The sequence below is a fragment of the Cobetia sp. 14N.309.X.WAT.E.A4 genome, assembly GCF_030397495.1.
Lineage (GTDB): Bacteria > Pseudomonadota > Gammaproteobacteria > Pseudomonadales > Halomonadaceae > Cobetia > Cobetia marina.
On sequence record NZ_JAPNXT010000010.1, the window covers coordinates 48,124 to 65,183 of the forward strand.

The 17,060-nt window shown below is 62.7% G+C and carries 10 protein-coding genes; 7 read left to right on the plus strand and 3 right to left on the minus strand.

What is annotated here, in order from left to right:
* Window positions 1–121: 121 nt before the first annotated feature.
* The gene (gene plsB / locus OW493_RS13520; protein ID WP_141392096.1) at window positions 122–2,644 is read right to left on the minus strand and encodes a glycerol-3-phosphate 1-O-acyltransferase PlsB; all 2,523 of its coding nucleotides are present in this window, start codon (window positions 2,642–2,644) and stop codon (window positions 122–124) included.
* A gap of 212 nt (window positions 2,645–2,856) precedes the next feature.
* On the opposite strand from plsB, the gene OW493_RS13525 reads away from it, so the two are divergent.
* Window positions 2,857–3,981: a phosphatidylserine/phosphatidylglycerophosphate/cardiolipin synthase family protein gene (locus OW493_RS13525; protein ID WP_289864409.1), complete on the plus strand. Its 1,125-nt coding sequence runs from the start codon at window positions 2,857–2,859 to the stop codon at window positions 3,979–3,981.
* A 116-nt stretch (window positions 3,982–4,097) separates the two neighbouring features.
* Here OW493_RS13525 and OW493_RS13530 read toward each other — a convergent pair whose 3' ends face one another.
* Window positions 4,098–4,829, minus strand: a complete 732-nt coding sequence (locus tag OW493_RS13530) for a YecA family protein (RefSeq protein WP_077380132.1) — start codon at window positions 4,827–4,829, stop codon at window positions 4,098–4,100.
* A gap of 181 nt (window positions 4,830–5,010) precedes the next feature.
* Here OW493_RS13530 and OW493_RS13535 point away from each other — a divergent pair, with 181 nt between their 5' ends.
* From OW493_RS13535 to OW493_RS13550, 4 genes are all read left to right on the plus strand, one after another.
* Window positions 5,011–5,661 carry a SprT-like domain-containing protein gene (locus OW493_RS13535; protein WP_167592963.1) on the plus strand — a complete coding sequence of 217 codons (651 nt, stop codon included), beginning with the start codon at window positions 5,011–5,013 and terminating at the stop codon, window positions 5,659–5,661.
* Window positions 5,662–5,955: 294 nt separating this feature from the next.
* Entirely contained in the window at window positions 5,956–7,902 is a 1,947-nt protein-coding gene (gene acs, locus OW493_RS13540; RefSeq protein ID WP_136939662.1) for an acetate--CoA ligase, read from the plus strand.
* A 292-nt stretch (window positions 7,903–8,194) separates the two neighbouring features.
* Window positions 8,195–9,157, plus strand: coding sequence for a DMT family transporter (locus OW493_RS13545; RefSeq protein ID WP_240704366.1), 963 nt, complete (start codon window positions 8,195–8,197; stop codon window positions 9,155–9,157).
* A 228-nt stretch (window positions 9,158–9,385) separates the two neighbouring features.
* Complete coding sequence (locus OW493_RS13550; protein ID WP_077380128.1) at window positions 9,386–10,048, plus strand: response regulator transcription factor; 663 nt, start codon at window positions 9,386–9,388, stop codon at window positions 10,046–10,048.
* A 148-nt stretch (window positions 10,049–10,196) separates the two neighbouring features.
* Here OW493_RS13550 and OW493_RS13555 read toward each other — a convergent pair whose 3' ends face one another.
* Complete coding sequence (locus OW493_RS13555) at window positions 10,197–14,195, minus strand: NahK/ErcS family hybrid sensor histidine kinase/response regulator (RefSeq protein WP_077380126.1); 3,999 nt, start codon at window positions 14,193–14,195, stop codon at window positions 10,197–10,199.
* A gap of 550 nt (window positions 14,196–14,745) precedes the next feature.
* Between OW493_RS13555 and OW493_RS13560 the strand changes: the two genes are divergently transcribed.
* Window positions 14,746–15,003, plus strand: a complete 258-nt coding sequence (locus tag OW493_RS13560) for a DUF4212 domain-containing protein (protein WP_077380124.1) — start codon at window positions 14,746–14,748, stop codon at window positions 15,001–15,003.
* Between the two features lie 129 nt (window positions 15,004–15,132).
* Entirely contained in the window at window positions 15,133–16,935 is a 1,803-nt protein-coding gene (locus OW493_RS13565; protein WP_077380122.1) for a sodium:solute symporter family protein, read from the plus strand.
* Window positions 16,936–17,060 lie beyond the last annotated feature (125 nt).

Consider the following 17,060-nt stretch of genomic DNA (forward strand, 5'->3'; position numbering starts at 1 on the left):
CCGCGAAGGCCGGGTGATGCACCCTGACGTGCATGACCGCTCTGAAGATGACAGGACCCCGCTCGCGTCTGCCGCGAGCGGGGTCCTGTCGTTCATGCGAAGGGATGGCGTGGCACCGTTGTCAGCGTGGCTCGTCAGCCGAGTCAGCATTGTCCTCTGGCGTGTCCGGCGTATCGCGCAGGCGCACATGCTGCAAGCGATGGCGCAATGCCGGGTCGAACAGGTCGCGCCCACGGGTCTGCAGGTCTTCCAGCGCTTCGCCGAAGCACAGGCGGTTGTCGTCCAGCCAGATGAAGTCCAGCTCCAGCAGGGTATCCAGCAGGCCGCGGAACAGTCGCTTGTCGAAGAACTCGGGCGCGTTGAGGCCCGAGAGCAGCGTCAGCCGCTCTGCCAGCGCGCCGGAGTGGGTCTCGAGGGCTTCGCGATCCAGCGTGCCGCTGCCGTGTTGCAGCAAGGCCGCGATCAGCAGGTAGCCGCGCTCCAGCGTCGGCTGGACCGGCTGGGCCAGCAGCCGCAGCTGCTCGGAGGATTCCTGGCTTGCGACCGGACGCGACCAGCGTTCGGGCGTGTTCTCGGTTGCCGGCTGGTGTTCCAGCAGGCCCTCGTCGCTGAGCAGCGCGAGGGTGGCGGCGATATCGCCTTTCAGCTCCGGGGCTTCCGGCACGAACAGTTCACGTACCAGTACGGGCCAGGCCGGGCTGATCTGCTCATCCAGCGCCTGCAGGGTGTACTGGGCGGTGTTGCGGAAGGCGAAGGCGATCAGCGCCGGCAGCGCCAGCAGATGCAGGACGTTGTTGCGGTACCAGGTCAGCAGGCTGGCCTGTTCCGGTGTGGCGATCACCAGCTCACCGAGGTGCTGGGGGCGCAGGGTGACCAGCCCCAGGTGCGCACAGTGCGCGATCCATTCTTCCGGCGTGCCTTCGGGCAGGCTGTGGTCCTGCCGGCCAGGCAGCTTGCCGGCCAGCCGCACCAGCATGGCCAGCTGGCGCTGCATCAGGCTGGACTCGATGGCGTGGTGTGCGGTGGAAAGCAGTACCAGCGCCGACAGCGAGACAGGGTTGAGGGCCGCGGCGGCATTGATGCGCGTGGCGATCTCGTTGCCCAGTCGCGGCACGGCACTGGTCAGCCATTCCGGACGCCGCTGGTGGCGACTGGCCTGCCACTCGGGAGTGGTCTCGTCCAGCCAGGCCCCCAGCTTGAGCGGCTCGCCAATGTTGAGATAGACCTTGCCGAAGGGCTGCTTGAGCTGCCCCAGCACGCGAATCAGATCCAGCGGCGACTCCTTCTTCTTGCTGGCGCCCGACAGTTCACGCTGATAGCTGAGGCTCTCGAAGACCTTCTCGTAGCCGATGTAGACCGGGACGAAGGCGACCTCGCGGCGCGTGTCACGCAGGAAGGAACGTAGCGTCATCGCCAGCATGCCCGGACGTGGCGGCAACATGCGGCCCGTGCGTGAGCGTCCACCCTCGATGAAGTATTCCACCGGGTGCCCGCGGGTGATCAGCTGGTGGACATATTCATCGAAGACCGCGCCATAGAGGCGATTGTCACGGAAGCTGCGGCGCAGGAAGAAGGCGCCGCCACGCCGGAGGATCGGGCCGATCACCGGCATGTCGAGATTCTTGCCGGCTGCCACGTGCGGCGTCATCAGCCCTTCGTGGAACAGCACGTAGGACAGCAGCAGATAATCGATATGGCTGCGATGGCAGGGCACATAGATCAGCTCGCAGTCCCCGGCGATCGCCTTGACGCGCGACATGCCGCGGATCTCGATGCCGTCATACAGCTTGTGCCACAAGCGCTTGAGGGCGTGAGCCAGGAAGCGCTGCACGGGATAGCCCATGTTGGAGGCGATCTCGCGGCCGTATCTCAACGCGCGCTTCTCGAGACGCGCGGGACGCTGGTTCTGGTCGCGGGCCAGCTCGCTGATCACGTCCTGTACGGCGGGCGCCTTCTGCAGATTGCGGATCATGGTGTGGCGATGCGAGAGGTCCGGCCCCAGCAGTCGGGTGCGCACGCGACGAAAGTGCACGCGCAGCAGACGAGCGATGCGCCGGCGCGCCAGCGCCTGATCCTCGGGACCTTCGCGCAGCACCTCGTGGAGCTTGAGCGGCTGGCCGAAGTGCACATCCACCGAGCGACCATGCACGAGGATGGCGATGGCGCGACGCAATACCCCGGTGACACGCCAGCTGTCAGCGGAGATGAACTTCCAGAAGCCGAATTCCTTGCCCGGCGCACGCCCCCAGAACACGCTGACCGGTACCAGCTGGACCTCGACCTCATCCGGGGCGTTCTCCAGTGCCTCGATCAGCTGTGCGAGTCGTCGGGAGAGCAGGCCCTTGCCCTTGCGTGAGTGACGCAGCAGGCGCAACCGCGAGTGACTCAGACGCATGTCGCCTATGCTCAAGGGCAGAGTGGGAGATGGCAGGCCACGCCCCTCGCAAAGCTGCTCGATCACCAGTTCATCGGAGAGCGCCTGATAGGGGAAGACGTAGACCACCGGCAGGTCGGGGTCGAGATTCAGGGCACTGTGGTCCAGCGCGTTGATGTCGGGTTCCACCGCGCGCAGCTCCACCCATTTGTCCAGCAGACGGCGGCTGAGGTTGCGCAGAGGGCGCAATAACAGGGTGACGGGCGACATGGCGGAGCCTCGCAGGTGTACTCGAAAAGTTCGATGGTGAGACGCTGTCACAAGCAGGATCGTTTGCGTTGACTCACAGGATGCGGGAGTGGCGATCCGAGGATATCGACGTTGGGTCGCCGCATGCATGATATTGATCATTATACGCATTCTGTTCGATGACGCCGATATCGGCTGTCATTGCCCAGTGCGGGAGCGACGGGAGGCATGTCATGCTCGGAATGTGGCGTTCAGGCAATCGATTTACCCTGCTGCCGGAGGGGGCGCGCTTTCTGCCCAGCATGCTGGAGGCGGTGGAAGCCGCACGTCACTCGATACTGCTCGAACTGTATCTGGCCGAAAGCGGTCACCTCAGTCGGGTCCTGATCGAGGCTTTGAGCGCTGCGTGCCAGCGTGGCGTCAATGTACTGGTGCTGCTGGATGGTTTCGGCTCGCTGGGGCTCGAGGAGGCGGATCGCCAGCGCATGACCGAGGCCGGCATCGCCCTGCGCTTCTACAACCCGATTCGCTGGTGGCGGTTCGGTCGCAACCTGACGCGGGATCACCGCAAGCTGCTGGTCGTGGATGGCGAGGTGGGCTTCACCGGCGGTTTCGGGGCGGTCGATGAGTTTGCCGAGGCCTGGTCAGAAGTGGCGATACGCATCGAGGGGCCCTGTATCCGTGACTGGGTCAGGCTGTTCGCGCGGGTCTGGGATTCCGCTGCCAGCGAGGGGCAGGGGCGTCGTGAGGCCGTGCGCAGCGTCAACATCAATGCGGTCAACGTCGTCACGGGATATCTGGGGATGCGCGGGCGTGTCGTCTGGGGCCATGGATTTCGTTATCAGGCGATTCGCCACTCGCTCCAGCATCAGGCCAGCAGCACCCGCAAGCGGCTGTGGATCTGCACGCCTTACTTCGTGCCGACCTTCAGCATGCGTCGACGCCTCAAGCGGGCGGCTCGGCGCGGCGTCGATGTGCAGCTGTTGATCGCGGGACAGCATCACGACCATCCCGGCGTGCGTTCTGCGGGGCAGCGTTTCTATGCGAGTCTCCTCAAGGCGGGCGTGCGGATCCATGAATTCCAGCCGCGCTTCCTGCATGCCAAGTTCTCGCTGGCGGATGACTGGGTCACGCTGGGGTCATGCAACTTCGATCACTGGAGCCTGCAATGGAATCTGGAGGCCAATCAGGAGGTGCAGGACCATCGCTTCGCGGCGGAGGTGGCGGCGCTGTTCGAGCAGCATTTCGCGCGCAGCGTCGAGATCACCCGGGCTGCCTGGCAGCGTCGCTCTCTGGCGCAACGCTGTCGCGAGTGGGGCTATGGCACCCTGGATAGCCTGGTGACGCGGCTGCGCTAGCCAGTTCACGGATGTCAGACACTGCTTCGTGACACGACAACGCCGGACGACCCCAAGGGGCGTCCGGCGTTGTCGTGTCTGGCGCTGCGCGGCGCAAAGAGGGGGATGGCGGGGGCTCAGCGCTTCTTGCCGCCACCCTTGCCAGCAGGCTTCTTCGCGCCGCCCTTGCCACTGCCCTTGCCGCCCGCATGCTTGCCACGCGGAATGCCCGCGGCGCCCGGCGTTGCGGCTCCCTTGCGGCGCGGTGATGGCTTGGGGCTTTCCGGCGGCACGCGATAGAGCAGGTAGAGATCCAACAGCAGTTCCGGCAGCTGGTTGACGAAGCGCTGGGCACCGACGGGGTCGGCGATCAGCTCGCCGATCTCCGGGTCTTCATCGTCGAATACGCCCGAGATGGCCATGAAAGGCAGCAGCAGCTCGGCCGCGGTCTCTTCCTGGGTCCCGAACCAGGCTTCCTCGTCCATGAAGACACCTTCCATGAAGCCTGCACACCAGTCACCGATCGGCGTCTCGACAGGGTCGAGGCCACCGAGTTCCAGCTCGAACAGCAGCTCAGGCAGGATGCCGTGCTCGAGGGCGTCGATGGCATTGGCGCGCATCTGCTCGAACAGCGCGACCACCTGGGCTTCCTGCTCGGGGCTTTCATAGGCTGGCTGCCCCTGGAACAGCTCCGGCAGCCACAGGCTGGAAGGCACTTCGCGTGGTGCGATGGCCAGTGCCAGCATGAAGCCATGCGCGCTGATGATGTCGAGGGCTTCCGGGCCGACAAGGTCGGATTCAAGGAACTCATCGAGGATGTCGAGGGATTCATCATCCAGCAACGGCTGGGTCTGGACAGGCTCGGCCATGGGGAAGGTCTCACATGCGGGATAGAAGTCGGGCAGGGCGTCGCGGCCACTGCGAATGTGGCTAGTGTATCATCTCGTGGCAAGGGTTTTCGTCGCCACGAAAGCCCCTGAATCGTCGAATTCTCCACTTTCTTCAGCGGTTGCCGTTCACCTCGATCGTCTGGCATCAAGGGGTCGTCTCATGTCTTGTTCCCGTGTCGCGCACGCCGTGGATGGCAGTGTCGTCAGTCGATATCGCTTTCCCGTCGACCATGTGCTGGCGTGTCTCGGTGATGCGGTCGCCGACCCCCTGCCGTTGGCCGATGAGCAGACACTGGATGCCCTCAGCGAGCCGCAACTGCATGCCATGCTGCAATCCCGTGTGCTGGCCTGTCTGGCGCGCGCACGTGCGCACTATCCCGAGATGCGCATGCCCGCCGTGTCCTGTCGTCTCAGAGGACGCACTGCCGGGACAGCCGAACCGGCGCGCCAGCGCCTGCGCTTCAACTGGCAATTGCTGTGCGAGAACCGCCATCACTTCCTGAGCCAGACCGTCCCTCATGAGGTGGCGCACTGGGTGGTGATGGAAGTGGTGGAGCGCGCGCGCGGCCAGCGGGTCAAGCCGCATGGCCCGGAGTGGCAGCAGGTCATGACGAATCTCTATGGTGTCGCACCTGAGGTGACCCACCGCATGGATGTTTCCCGCGCGAGTCCGATGCCCTGGGCCTACGGATGCGATTGCGAGACACCGCACTATCTGAGTCATCGTCGACATGCCAATGCGCTTCGTGGGCAGCGTTACCGATGCCGGCAGTGCGGGAAAGCGCTCAAGGGGCCATTGAGCGATTCCTGATGCCTGCCATCGCCTTCCGTGCTGTCCTGCCTCCCGTTTTCAATGCCGCCGTGGCGCGCTCAGTCCCTCTGGAGTGCGGGTTTTCTGCGGCGAAAGTCGCTGTGACCTTGGTGTTATTTGTTGATAAATAGTTGAAATTATTGGGAAAAAATTGTCTACCAAGGTCTAGTGTGTGGCCCCCCCATGCTTGGGTTTAAGCTGAAACGGACTAGCCATGACTCGTCCGCAGCGTACCCGTGTCGTATGAGGCAGCCCGAGGCGTGTCGCCCGCCAACTTCCAGAGGTCGAACAACAATGAGCGAAGATGCCAAGGTCCACCCGGTCAAGCCTGATGTTGCCGCCCGTGCATGGGTAGATCGTGAGCGCTATCAGGCCATGTATCAGCAGTCTGTCGAGGCACCCGAGGATTTCTGGGCCGAGCAGGCGCAGTCGCTGGACTGGTTCAAGGCGCCCTCGGTGATACGCAGTACCGACTTCGGCCCTGAGAATGTCGATGTGCGCTGGTTCGAGGATGGTCAGCTCAACGTGGCCCACAACTGTCTGGATCGTCATCTCGAGGAGCGTGGCGACCAGGTGGCGATCATCTGGGAAGGGGATGACCCCAGCGAGTCCCAGTCGATCACCTATCGCGAGCTGCATGCGCGCGTCAGCCAGTTCGCCAATGGCCTCAAGGAACTGGGCGTGGGGCGTGGTGACGTGGTCACCCTGTACATGCCGATGATCCCCGAAGCGGCCATGGCGATGCTGGCCTGTACCCGCATTGGCGCGGTGCACTCGGTGGTCTTCGGGGGCTTCTCGCCGGACGCGCTGGCAGGACGGATCGCCGATTCCAGCTCGCGTATCGTGATCACCGCCGATGAATCGCTGCGCGGTGGCAAGCGAGTGCCGCTCAAGGAGAATGTCGACGATGCGCTGGAGCGCGATGGCACCGGCTGCGTCGACCACGTGCTGGTGGTGCGGCGTACCGGGGGTGACGTGCACTGGGGGAGTCGTGATCTGTGGTTCCACGAGCTGGTCGACCGTCAGTCCAGCGACTGCCCGGCAGAAGCGATGGGCGCGGAAGACCCGCTGTTCATTCTCTACACCTCCGGCTCCACCGGCACGCCCAAGGGGCTGAAGCACACCACGGGCGGCTATCTGCTCTATGCGGCCATGACCCATCGTTACGTCTTCGACTACCACGATGGCGACATCTACTGGTGCACGGCGGATGTCGGCTGGGTGACAGGGCACAGCTACATCGTCTATGGACCGCTGGCCAACGGCGCGACCACGCTGATGTTCGAGGGGGTGCCCAGCTATCCGACTCACGGGCGCATGGGGGAGATCGTCGACAAGCATCAGGTCAATATTCTCTACACGGCCCCGACTGCCGTGCGCGCGCTGATGGCACACGGTGATGGCGTGATGGACTCCAGTTCCCGCGACAGCCTGCGCCTGCTCGGCTCGGTGGGTGAGCCGATCAATCCTGAGGCATGGGAGTGGTTCCACCGCGTGATCGGCAAGGGCAACTGCCCGCTGGTGGATACCTGGTGGCAGACCGAGACCGGCGGCATCATGATCGCGCCGCTGCCGGGTGCCACGGATCTCAAGCCGGGTTCCGCCACCTTGCCGTTCTTCGGCGTGCAGCCGGCGCTGGTCGACAACGAGGGCAACATTCTCGAGGGAGCCACCGAAGGCAATCTGGTGATTCTCGACAGCTGGCCCGGGCAGGCTCGCTCCATCTGGGGCAATCATGAGCGTTACGTGCAGACCTATTTCTCCACCTATGCTGGCATGTACTTCACCGGCGATGGCTGCCGCCGTGACGAGGATGGGTATTACTGGATCACCGGACGCGTCGACGACGTGCTCAACGTTTCCGGGCACCGCATGGGCACGGCCGAGATCGAGTCCTCGCTGGTCGCGCATGAGGCGGTCGCCGAAGCCGCGGTGGTCGGTTATCCCCACGACATCAAGGGGCAGGGGATCTACATCTACGTGACGCTCAATGATGGCATTGAGCCAAGCGATGAGCTCAAGAAGACTCTGACCCAGTGGGTGCGCAAGGACATCGGGCCGATCGCGTCACCTGATGTCATCCAGTGGGCACCGGGACTGCCCAAGACGCGTTCCGGCAAGATCATGCGGCGTATCCTGCGCAAGATCGCCGCCAACGAGACCGACGGTCTTGGGGATACCTCGACGCTGGCGGACCCGACGGTGGTGGATGATCTGATCGAGCATCGCGCCAACCGCTGAACTCGTCGGATGGCGGCCATGCAGGCCTGACGAGACACGTCGCGACATCGAAGCGCGGGAGCCTGGCTCCCGCGCTTTTTTTTCGTGTGCGTCCGGGTCATGCGCTCCTGTTTCGTGGGTACCTGTTTCGTGGGTGCCTGTCTCGTGCACATTCTGGCCGTGTCTGAAGCAGGAAAGGTTGGCCATCGATGAGCGGCTGACTTGATAATGATGCGACAACCCGCATGCGACAGGTGGGCCTGATGGCCTCCCTGAGCATTTCCTCATTCACTTCATGATCAAGGCAGCCCCCATGTCAGCAGGCAAGTCGGATGCATCCTGCGCCACGTCTCAGCCCGCCACTTCCTCACAGGTTGCATCATCGTCATCCACCGAGGGCGAGAACCGTCCACGCGCTGTCGTGCTGATGTGCCTGTCGGCGATCTCCTTCGCGTTGATGGGGGCGATGGTCAAGTTGAGCGGTGACTTGCCGCTGTTCGAGAAGGTCTTCGTGCGCAATCTCGTAAGCCTGGTGGTTGCCGTCGTGATGGTTCGCATGGCGGGCGCTCGTCTGCTGGGACACTGGCACCATCAGCCGTTGTTGCTGGCGCGCTCGCTGATCGGGCTTGGCGGCGTGATGAGCTTTTTCTACGCCATCGATCACCTGCTGCTTGCGGATGCGACTATCCTAAACAAGCTGTCGCCGTTTTTCGTGATGCTGTTTGCCGGCATGTTTCTGGCAGAGCGCCTGGGCGGCTGGCGGCTGGTAGGCATGCTGATTGCCTTCGTGGGGGCGACTCTGGTCATCAAGCCGCAGCTGGCGTTCGCCGAGGGAGGTGTGGAGGCACTGTTTCCGGCGCTGGTCGGATTGGGCTCGGCCATGTTGGCCGGTGCTGCCTACACACTGATTCGGGCGCTGCGAGGGCGTGAGGCTTCCGCGACAATCGTGTTACATTTCTCGCTGGTCTCCAGCATCGTCACCCTGGTGCCGATGCTGATGAATCCGGTGATGCCCAGTGCGCCACAGGCACTGGCCCTGTTGGGGATCGGGGTCTTCGCGGCCGGTGGCCAGATCCTGATGACCACGGCCTATCGGCTGGCGCCCGCGGGGGAAGTGTCGATCTATTCCTATCTCACCATCGTGTTCTCCGCATTGGCCGGCTGGGCGATCTGGGGGGAAGTGCCGGACGCTGCCAGCCTCATGGGTTTTTTGCTTATTGCCGGTGTGGCACTGGTCGGTTGGCATGCGAGTCGCGTTGCGGTTAGGGTGGTCTGACTCTCCATCCGCAGGATGCTGTCAGAATTCACTTGTGCATTGTCCACTCATCATTGGGCAATCCGTGCGATACTCGTGTTCCCCGAGCGAAACATCAGTATGTCTCCCGATGGTGGGCTGCTTTGTTAAACGCGCGTTCCATGGGGTAACATGCCAGAAAATAACGGCGATCATTGACCGGCCAGGAAGGTCGGTGATGATCACCATCGGGGTTTTGGAGGAGACTCAATGGCCTTTGCCCAGAAGTTCATCGTTGCAGACGATCATCCGCTCTTTCGTGCCGCACTGACGCAGGCACTCAGGCAAGTGGCCTCACAGGCAGAGATTGTCGAAGCCGACAGCATGGACGCGACCAACGATATCGTTGCCCGCCACCCCGATGCTGATCTGATCCTGCTGGACCTGCACATGCCGGGAGCCCATGGCTTCTCAGGCCTGATCCAGCTGCGTGGTCAGACGCCGGATATCCCGGTCGCCGTCGTATCCGGTAGCGAGGAGCCCTACGTGGTGCGCCGCGCCATCGATTATGGCGCTTCCGGTTTCATCCCCAAGTCCGCAAGTCTGGATGTGATCGCCGAGGCGATCGGCGAGATTCTCGAAGGCGAAGTCTGGCTGCCGACGGACATCGCCGAAGCCATGGGCGAGTCCAGCGAAGATGAGTCCCGCTTTGCCGAAGCGATCGCCTCGCTGACGCCACAGCAGTTCCGCGTGCTCAACATGCTGACGGAAGGCCTGCTCAACAAGCAGATCGCCTATGAGCTGAATGTGTCCGAGGCCACCATCAAGGCGCACGTGACCGCCATTCTGCGCAAGCTTGGCGTGCATTCCCGCACCCAGGCCGTCATCGCGGCGCAGCGTCTGGAAGTCGAGCCGCCGAAGGTTCGCTCCTGAAGTGGCTGTGATTGACGGGATGATGCATCCCGTTCGATGAGCATGATTCTGCTTCGGAAAGACAAAAGCCCGCCCTGTCACTGACAGGGCGGGCTTTTTGCGGATACAGCGCCTGCTCGTTCACAGGCGCTGCGCGATCCACCCGCGATCAGCCATCGCCGTTCTCCGGGGCTCCGCCTGTCTCATCCGAGGTACCGCTGGCATGCTTCTCGGCACGATTGGCCTGCAGGGTACGCGTCAGCAGTGCGCGCAGCGCCGCCGGACGCACCGGCTTGAGCAGCAGGTGATAGCCGGCACGGCGTACCTCCTCGGCGACTTCGTCAGTGCGATCCGCGGTGATGACGATGCCGGGCACGGAGCCTGCCAGGCGTTCATCCAGAGCATCCAGCGCCATCAGACCGGTCACTTCATTGTCGAGGTGATAATCGGCGAGGATGGCATCCGGATCACCATCCAGATTGCGAATCACGGATTTGGCGCCACCGATGGACGTGGCGGTGAAGACTTCGCAGCCCCAGCCGGACAGCATCGCCTTCATGCCTTCCAGAATCAGGCTCTCGTTGTCGATGCACAGCACGCGGGTGCCGGTCAGCTTGTTGCCGGCGCGCTTGCGGGCCGGGACGGCATCCGGCTGTTCAGCGGCCGGCAGTGTCTTGCTGATCGGGACGCTGACGGCGAAGACCGTCCCCACACCGACCCAGCTGCGCACCGTGATCGGGTGATCGAGCACGCGACTCATGCGCTCGGCGATCGACAGGCCCAGCCCCAGCCCCTTCTCGCTCTCCTTGTGACGCTCGCTCTGATCGAGACGCCGAAATTCCTGGAAGATCTCGGTCAGCTTGGACTCGGGGATGCCGGGGCCGGTGTCCCAGACTTCGATGCGAATGCGATCCCCCAGGCGGCGACAGCCCAGCAGTACGTGGCCCTGACGGGTGTAACGCACGGCGTTGGACAGGAAGTTCTGCACGATGCGCCGCAGCATCTGGCCGTCAGAATCCACCGCCAGCTGGGTCATCACCACCTTCAGGTCCAGCCCTCGGTCTTCCGCCATCACCTCGAACTCGGCCTTCAGCGGCTTGAGAATATCCGACAGGCGGAACACGCTGCGACGTGGCGCCAGCGCGCCGGCATCGAGCTTGGAGATGTCGAGCAGGGTGCTGAGCAGCTCCTCGGCGGCCTGCAGCGAGTTGTCGATGTGATTGGTGGTGGTCTTCATCTCGCCTTCCACCTGCTGGGCGAGAGCGGAGGTGAACAGACGTGCGGCATTCAGGGGTTGCAGCAGGTCATGACTGGCCGCGGCCAGAAAGCGCGTCTTGGAGGCGTTGGCATCCTCGGCCAGCTGCTTGGCCTGACGCAGTGCCTGCTCGGCTTCCGCGCGCACACGGTTCTCGGTACGCAATGCCTCGTTGACCTGTGACAGCTCCTGGGTACGCACGCGAACGCGTTCTTCCAGATTCTCGTTGGTTTCCTTGAGGGCAATCTCGGCCAGGCGACGTTCGGTGATGTCCTGATAGAGCGCGAAGAAGCCGAGGATGTTGCCCTTGCCGCTGAAGTGCGGCGTATAGGTCACCAGCATGTAACGCACACCGCCCTCGGGGGCTTCCAGCGAGATCTCGAAGGAAACGCGTTCCCCCGCCAGGGCGCGCGTCATCCAGGGGGCGCGCTGGCGATAGATGTCTTCAGGCATCGCCGCCTCGGCCGGCTCGCCGATGACGGCGGTACGGTCGATGCCCATCACTGCTTCATAGGCGCGGTTGGTGAAGAGGTAACGACACTCCTTGTCGAAGTAGGCGATCAGCGCCGGCACGTTGTCGGTGTAGATGCGGATGTTGTTTTCCGAGCGGATCAACGCCTCTTCGGTGCGCTTCTGCTGGGTGATGTCCTGGTAGGTATAGACGAAGCCGCCGCCGGGCATCGGGTTGCCCTGGATCTCCATCACGGTGCCGTCCTGGCGATAGCGCACGTAGCGATGCGGCTCGCCGTCACGGATGGCGTCCAGCAGCTGATCGACATGCTCTTCCGGGTCGCCCGGGCCATATTCACCATTGTGCGCGTTGTAACGGAAGATGCGATCGATCGGGGCGCCGACACGGATCAGGTTGTCAGGGAAGCGGAACATGTCCAGATAGCGCTGATTCCACACCACCAGGCGCATGTGCTGGTCGACCACGCTGATGCCCTGGTGGATGTTCTCGATGGTGGCCTGCAGCAGGGCGCGGTTGAATTCCAGCACCTGTGAGGCTTCATCGACGATGGAGATGACATCCGAGATACCGATGCCGCGTCCCTGCAGGGCGGAGTTGACCACGATCCGCGCCGAGGAGGCACCGAGCACGGAAGCCAGGAAGCGCTCGGTGAACTGGATCAGGTCGATTGACGCGCGCCCGTGGAGTTCCAGCGGCTGGCCGCTGCGGCGTGCGTAATCTTCGAAGGCGCGTTCGACCTGCTCATGGCTCAGGAAGCGCTCACAGAGTACGCGCAGGTCCGAGACGGAGGTAGAGCCGGTCCACGGGCGCGAGACGCTGGTCTGACGCGTCTCGACGCTATCGACGAACAAGGATGCCTGGATGCGCTCGACCACGCGTTGCGGCGTCATCTGCGAGACGAAGATATAGCCGAACAGGTTGAGGCCGAGAGACAGCATCACGCCGTGGGTCAGCGGGTCACTGAAGCGGAAGCCGAACAGGCCATGCGGCGAGAGCCAGTCGATGCCGAGCGGACCGTAATTGACCATGTCGGCGGGCATCAGGCCTGCCTGGGCCAGTGCCGGAACCAGCAGGGTCCAGGCCCAGACGGCGAAGCCGAGGTTGAGGCCGACGATGACCCCCAGGCGATTGCCACGCTTCCAGTAGAGCCCACCCAGCAGAGAGGGCGCGAACTGGGCCACGGCGGCGAATGACAGCAGCCCGATGGCTGACAGCGTGCTGTATTCGGCGATCAGCAGATAGAAGCCGTAGGCCAGGCCGAGAATCATCACGATGGTCAGGCGGCGGGCCAGCAGCACGATATGACTGTAGTCGCGGGCTTCGGTATCGAACCAGCGCAAACGGAACAGCAGCGGGATGACGATCTCGTTGGAGATCATGATCGAGACCGCGACCGCCGCGACGATGACCATGCCGGTCGCGGCCGAGAAGCCCCCGATGAAGGTCAGCAGGGTCAACCAGGTCTGATCTGCCGCCATCGGCAGTGCCAGCACGAAGCTGTCCGGTGACACCGAGCCATCCGGGAACATCGTCAGGCCGGCGGCGGCGATGGGCAGCACGAAGAAGGAGATGGCGATCAGATAGATCGGGAACAGCCAGCGGGCGCGGCGGGCATCCGAGTGGTGGGTGTTCTCGACCACCGCGACATGGAACTGGCGCGGCAGGCAGAAGATGGCCAGCATCGCCAGCAATGTCTGGGCCCAGAAGCCGGAGCCGAAGGTCTGGTTCTCGAGCTGTTGCTGGAGCTCCAGATAGGTGTCCGCCTTGGTGAAAAGATCCCCCAGGCCATTGAACATGCCCCAGGTGACATAGGCGCCCAGCGTCAAAAAGGCGATCAGCTTGACCAGAGATTCGAAGGCGATGGCCTGCAACAGGCCGACATGGTGCTCGGTGGCATCGGTATGCCGCGTGCCGAACAGGATGGCGAATATCGCCATCACCGCCGCGACATAGAAGGCGGTATCCCCCAGCCAGGCAGTGCGCGTGACGTCACTGGTGTCGGTCAGTACCTGATAGGCACTCGACACCGCCTTCAGTTGCAGGGCGATGTAGGGCAGGGTGCCGACCAGTGCCACCAGCGAGGCAAACACGGCCAGTGACTGCGTCTTGCCGTAGCGCGAGGCGATGAAATCGGCGATCGAGGTGATGTTCTGTCGCTTGGCGACGCGAATCATCTTCAAGAGGATCGGCCAGAACAGCAGACAGGTCAGGATCGGCCCGATGAAGATGCTCAGGTAGCTCCAGCCACTGGTCGCGGCTTGGCCGACACTGCCGTAAAAGGTCCAGCTGGTGCAGTAGACCGCAAGCCCCAGACTGTAGACTGCCGGTCGGCGACTGGCCGACCCGTGCTTCTTGGCGTTGCGATCCCCTCGCCACGCAATCATGAACAGTACCGCGATATAGCCCAGCGCCACTGCGATTAGCCACCACCCCTGGAACATGTTGCTCTCCTCTCTGGAAGCGCCATTCTACGCAGGCCCGGCCATGAGTCCCAAGCCTTGCAGGCCGCTCGGGGCTTCCTCCTGGCCATCAGACGACAAGATGTCCGCTCTCGCTCGTCCGTTCTCACCCGGCCTGAGGTGTCTCCGGCAGAAAATTGCGCCGCTTTCTTTCAGTGACATGACGAAAGAGCGGGACCGTCTCACCGTCATTTCCGACGCGTCACGAGAATGTCTCGTTACTCATTTGGCCAATAGACCAAGGGAGTGCGTCTTTAGTTTATCTTTCAAGTATCTGTTATTTAAGGAATTGATGAGAGGCGTCATGAGGTCTTCAAGCGGATGCTCATGCTCTCGACTAAAGTCAGCCTGCGATGAGCTGGCCCCTTGGCTACTGTCAGAAGCGAGTCGCCAAGTTTCCTGATAAGCAACGCAAGACGCAGGGAATATCACTCACTCCATGAGGACGAATGATTCAGTCAATGGAGACCATTCATCGGTTCATCGCCGATGGGTCTCTCGCCAATCACAATAACAATGCGAGAACTCCGTCATGAAGGAAGAGAATGCCAAGGCGTATTGGGCCGCCAATATCAGACTGATCATGGGGTATCTCGTGATCTGGTTTGTCGTGTCCTATGGATGCGGAATCCTGTTGGTGGATGTCCTCAACAATATCCAGTTCTTCGGTTTCAAACTCGGTTTCTGGTTTGCTCAGCAAGGGGCGATCTATTTCTTCCTCGCGCTGATCATCTTGTACGCCCGTTCGATGAACAAGCTGGATGAACGCTTCGACCTCCATGAGCAATGAGCGGTGTTGAACCGCTTCCGTGGGCAGGTCTGCGATGAATTCCAGCAACGGCTCTGCAGGAAAGGAACAGGACTGAGCGTTTCATCTCTCACGACAACAAGATGATCGATATCGCCAAGGACAACGCCAATGGATGTTCAATTACTGACGTACCTTTTCGTGGGCGCCTCGTTCGCGCTCTACATCGGCATTGCGGTGTGGTCGCGTGCCGGCTCTACCAAGGAATTCTACGTGGCGGGCGGAGGGGTCCACCCCATCGCCAACGGGGCCGCCACCGCTGCGGATTGGATGTCTGCCGCCTCCTTCATCTCCATGGCGGGCATCATCGCCTATGTGGGCTATGACGCCTCCGTCTATCTGATGGGCTGGACGGGTGGCTATGTGTTGCTGGCGATGTTGCTGGCACCGTATCTGCGCAAGTTCGGCAAGTTCACGGTGCCGGATTTCGTCGGTGACCGTTATTACTCGAGCGTCGCACGTACCGTGGCGGTGGTCTGTGTCATCTTCATTTCCTTCACCTATGTCGCGGGTCAGATGCGCGGCACCGGCATCGTCTTCGCGCGCTTCCTTGAAGTGGACGTGAACGTCGGTGTCGTCATCGGCATGGCGATCGTCTTCTTCTATGCCGTTCTGGGTGGCATGAAGGGGATCACCTATACCCAGGTGGCGCAGTACTGCGTGTTGATCTTCGCCTTCCTGGTACCGGCCGTCTTCCTGTCGATCATGATGACCGGACACGTGCTGCCTCAGACCGGCTTCGGCGGCACGCTGGTGGATGCACAGGGCAACGATACCGGCGTCTATCTGCTGCAGAAGCTGGATCAGGTCGTGACCGACCTCGGCTTCCGCGAGTACACCGAAGGCTCCAAATCCACCATCGATGTCTTCTTCATCACGGCGGCACTGATGTGCGGGACCGCGGGTCTGCCGCACGTCATCGTGCGCTTCTTCACGGTACCGACCGTCAGGGATGCGCGTATCTCCGCTGGCTGGGCGCTGTTCTTCATCGCACTGCTCTACACCACTGCGCCGGCCGTGGGTGCCTTTGCGCGGGTGAACCTGGTCGAGACCGTCAACGAGACAGCCTATGAGGAACTGCCGGGCTGGTTCTACAACTGGGAGAACACCGGTCTGATCGGCTGGGTCGACAAGAATGGCGACGGCATCATCCAGATGCGCGGCGGTGACCCCTTCGCGGGCAAGCCGAGCTATGAAGGCGACGCCGACAGCCAGGCCGCTCGTGGTGAGTATGGTCAGCGTCTGGTGAGCAACACGCCCACCGACAACGAGAGCGAGGTCTACATCGACCGCGACATCATCGTGCTGGCCAACCCGGAAATCGGCAATCTGCCGGCATGGGTCATCGCGCTGGTGGCGGCAGGTGGCGTGGCGGCGGCGCTCTCGACGGCAGCGGGGCTGTTGCTGGTCATCTCCTCGGCCATCTCGCATGACCTGCTCAAGAAGACCTTCAAGCCAGACATCACCGAGAAACAGGAGTTGATGGCAGCTCGCATGGCGGCAGCGGTGGCTATCGTGATCGCCGGTTACTTCGGCATCAATCCGCCAGGCTTCGTGGCGCAGGTGGTGGCCTTTGCCTTCGGTCTCGCGGCCTCGAGCTTCTTCCCGGTCATCCTGCTGGGGATCTTCTCCAAGCGCATGAACAAGGAAGGCGCCATCGCGGGCATGCTGGTCGGGCTGGTGTTCACCTTCAGCTACATCGTCTACTTCAAGTTCATCTCGCCGGAGCTCAACACGGCGGAGTACTGGCTGCTGGGCGTGTCGCCGGAGGGGATCGGCTCGCTGGGCATGGTGCTCAACTTCGTCGTCGCGGTCGTCGTCTGCAAGGTGACACCGCCGCCGCCCGAGCACATCCAGCATATCGTCGAGGACATCCGCGTGCCGCGCGGGGCAGGAACGGCAGTGGATCACTGATCCCTGACGACAGCGCCTGGCCCGCTTGACCTCTCGGTCTGCGGGTCAGGCCCTACATATCCCGAGGCCCCGTCGTGCATTCGCAGGCGGGGCCTCATGGCTTGATGATCCGTGCCCTTCGGGGC

Coding starts and splice junctions, on each gene's coding strand:
- plsB (WP_141392096.1), bottom strand. CDS start 2,644: ATGTCGCCCGTCACCCTGTTATTGCGCCCTCTGCGCAACCTCAGCCGC.
- OW493_RS13525 (WP_289864409.1), top strand. CDS start 2,857: ATGCTCGGAATGTGGCGTTCAGGCAATCGATTTACCCTGCTGCCGGAG.
- OW493_RS13530 (WP_077380132.1), bottom strand. CDS start 4,829: ATGGCCGAGCCTGTCCAGACCCAGCCGTTGCTGGATGATGAATCCCTC.
- OW493_RS13535 (WP_167592963.1), top strand. CDS start 5,011: ATGTCTTGTTCCCGTGTCGCGCACGCCGTGGATGGCAGTGTCGTCAGT.
- acs (WP_136939662.1), top strand. CDS start 5,956: ATGAGCGAAGATGCCAAGGTCCACCCGGTCAAGCCTGATGTTGCCGCC.
- OW493_RS13545 (WP_240704366.1), top strand. CDS start 8,195: ATGTCAGCAGGCAAGTCGGATGCATCCTGCGCCACGTCTCAGCCCGCC.
- OW493_RS13550 (WP_077380128.1), top strand. CDS start 9,386: ATGGCCTTTGCCCAGAAGTTCATCGTTGCAGACGATCATCCGCTCTTT.
- OW493_RS13555 (WP_077380126.1), bottom strand. CDS start 14,195: ATGTTCCAGGGGTGGTGGCTAATCGCAGTGGCGCTGGGCTATATCGCG.
- OW493_RS13560 (WP_077380124.1), top strand. CDS start 14,746: ATGAAGGAAGAGAATGCCAAGGCGTATTGGGCCGCCAATATCAGACTG.
- OW493_RS13565 (WP_077380122.1), top strand. CDS start 15,133: ATGGATGTTCAATTACTGACGTACCTTTTCGTGGGCGCCTCGTTCGCG.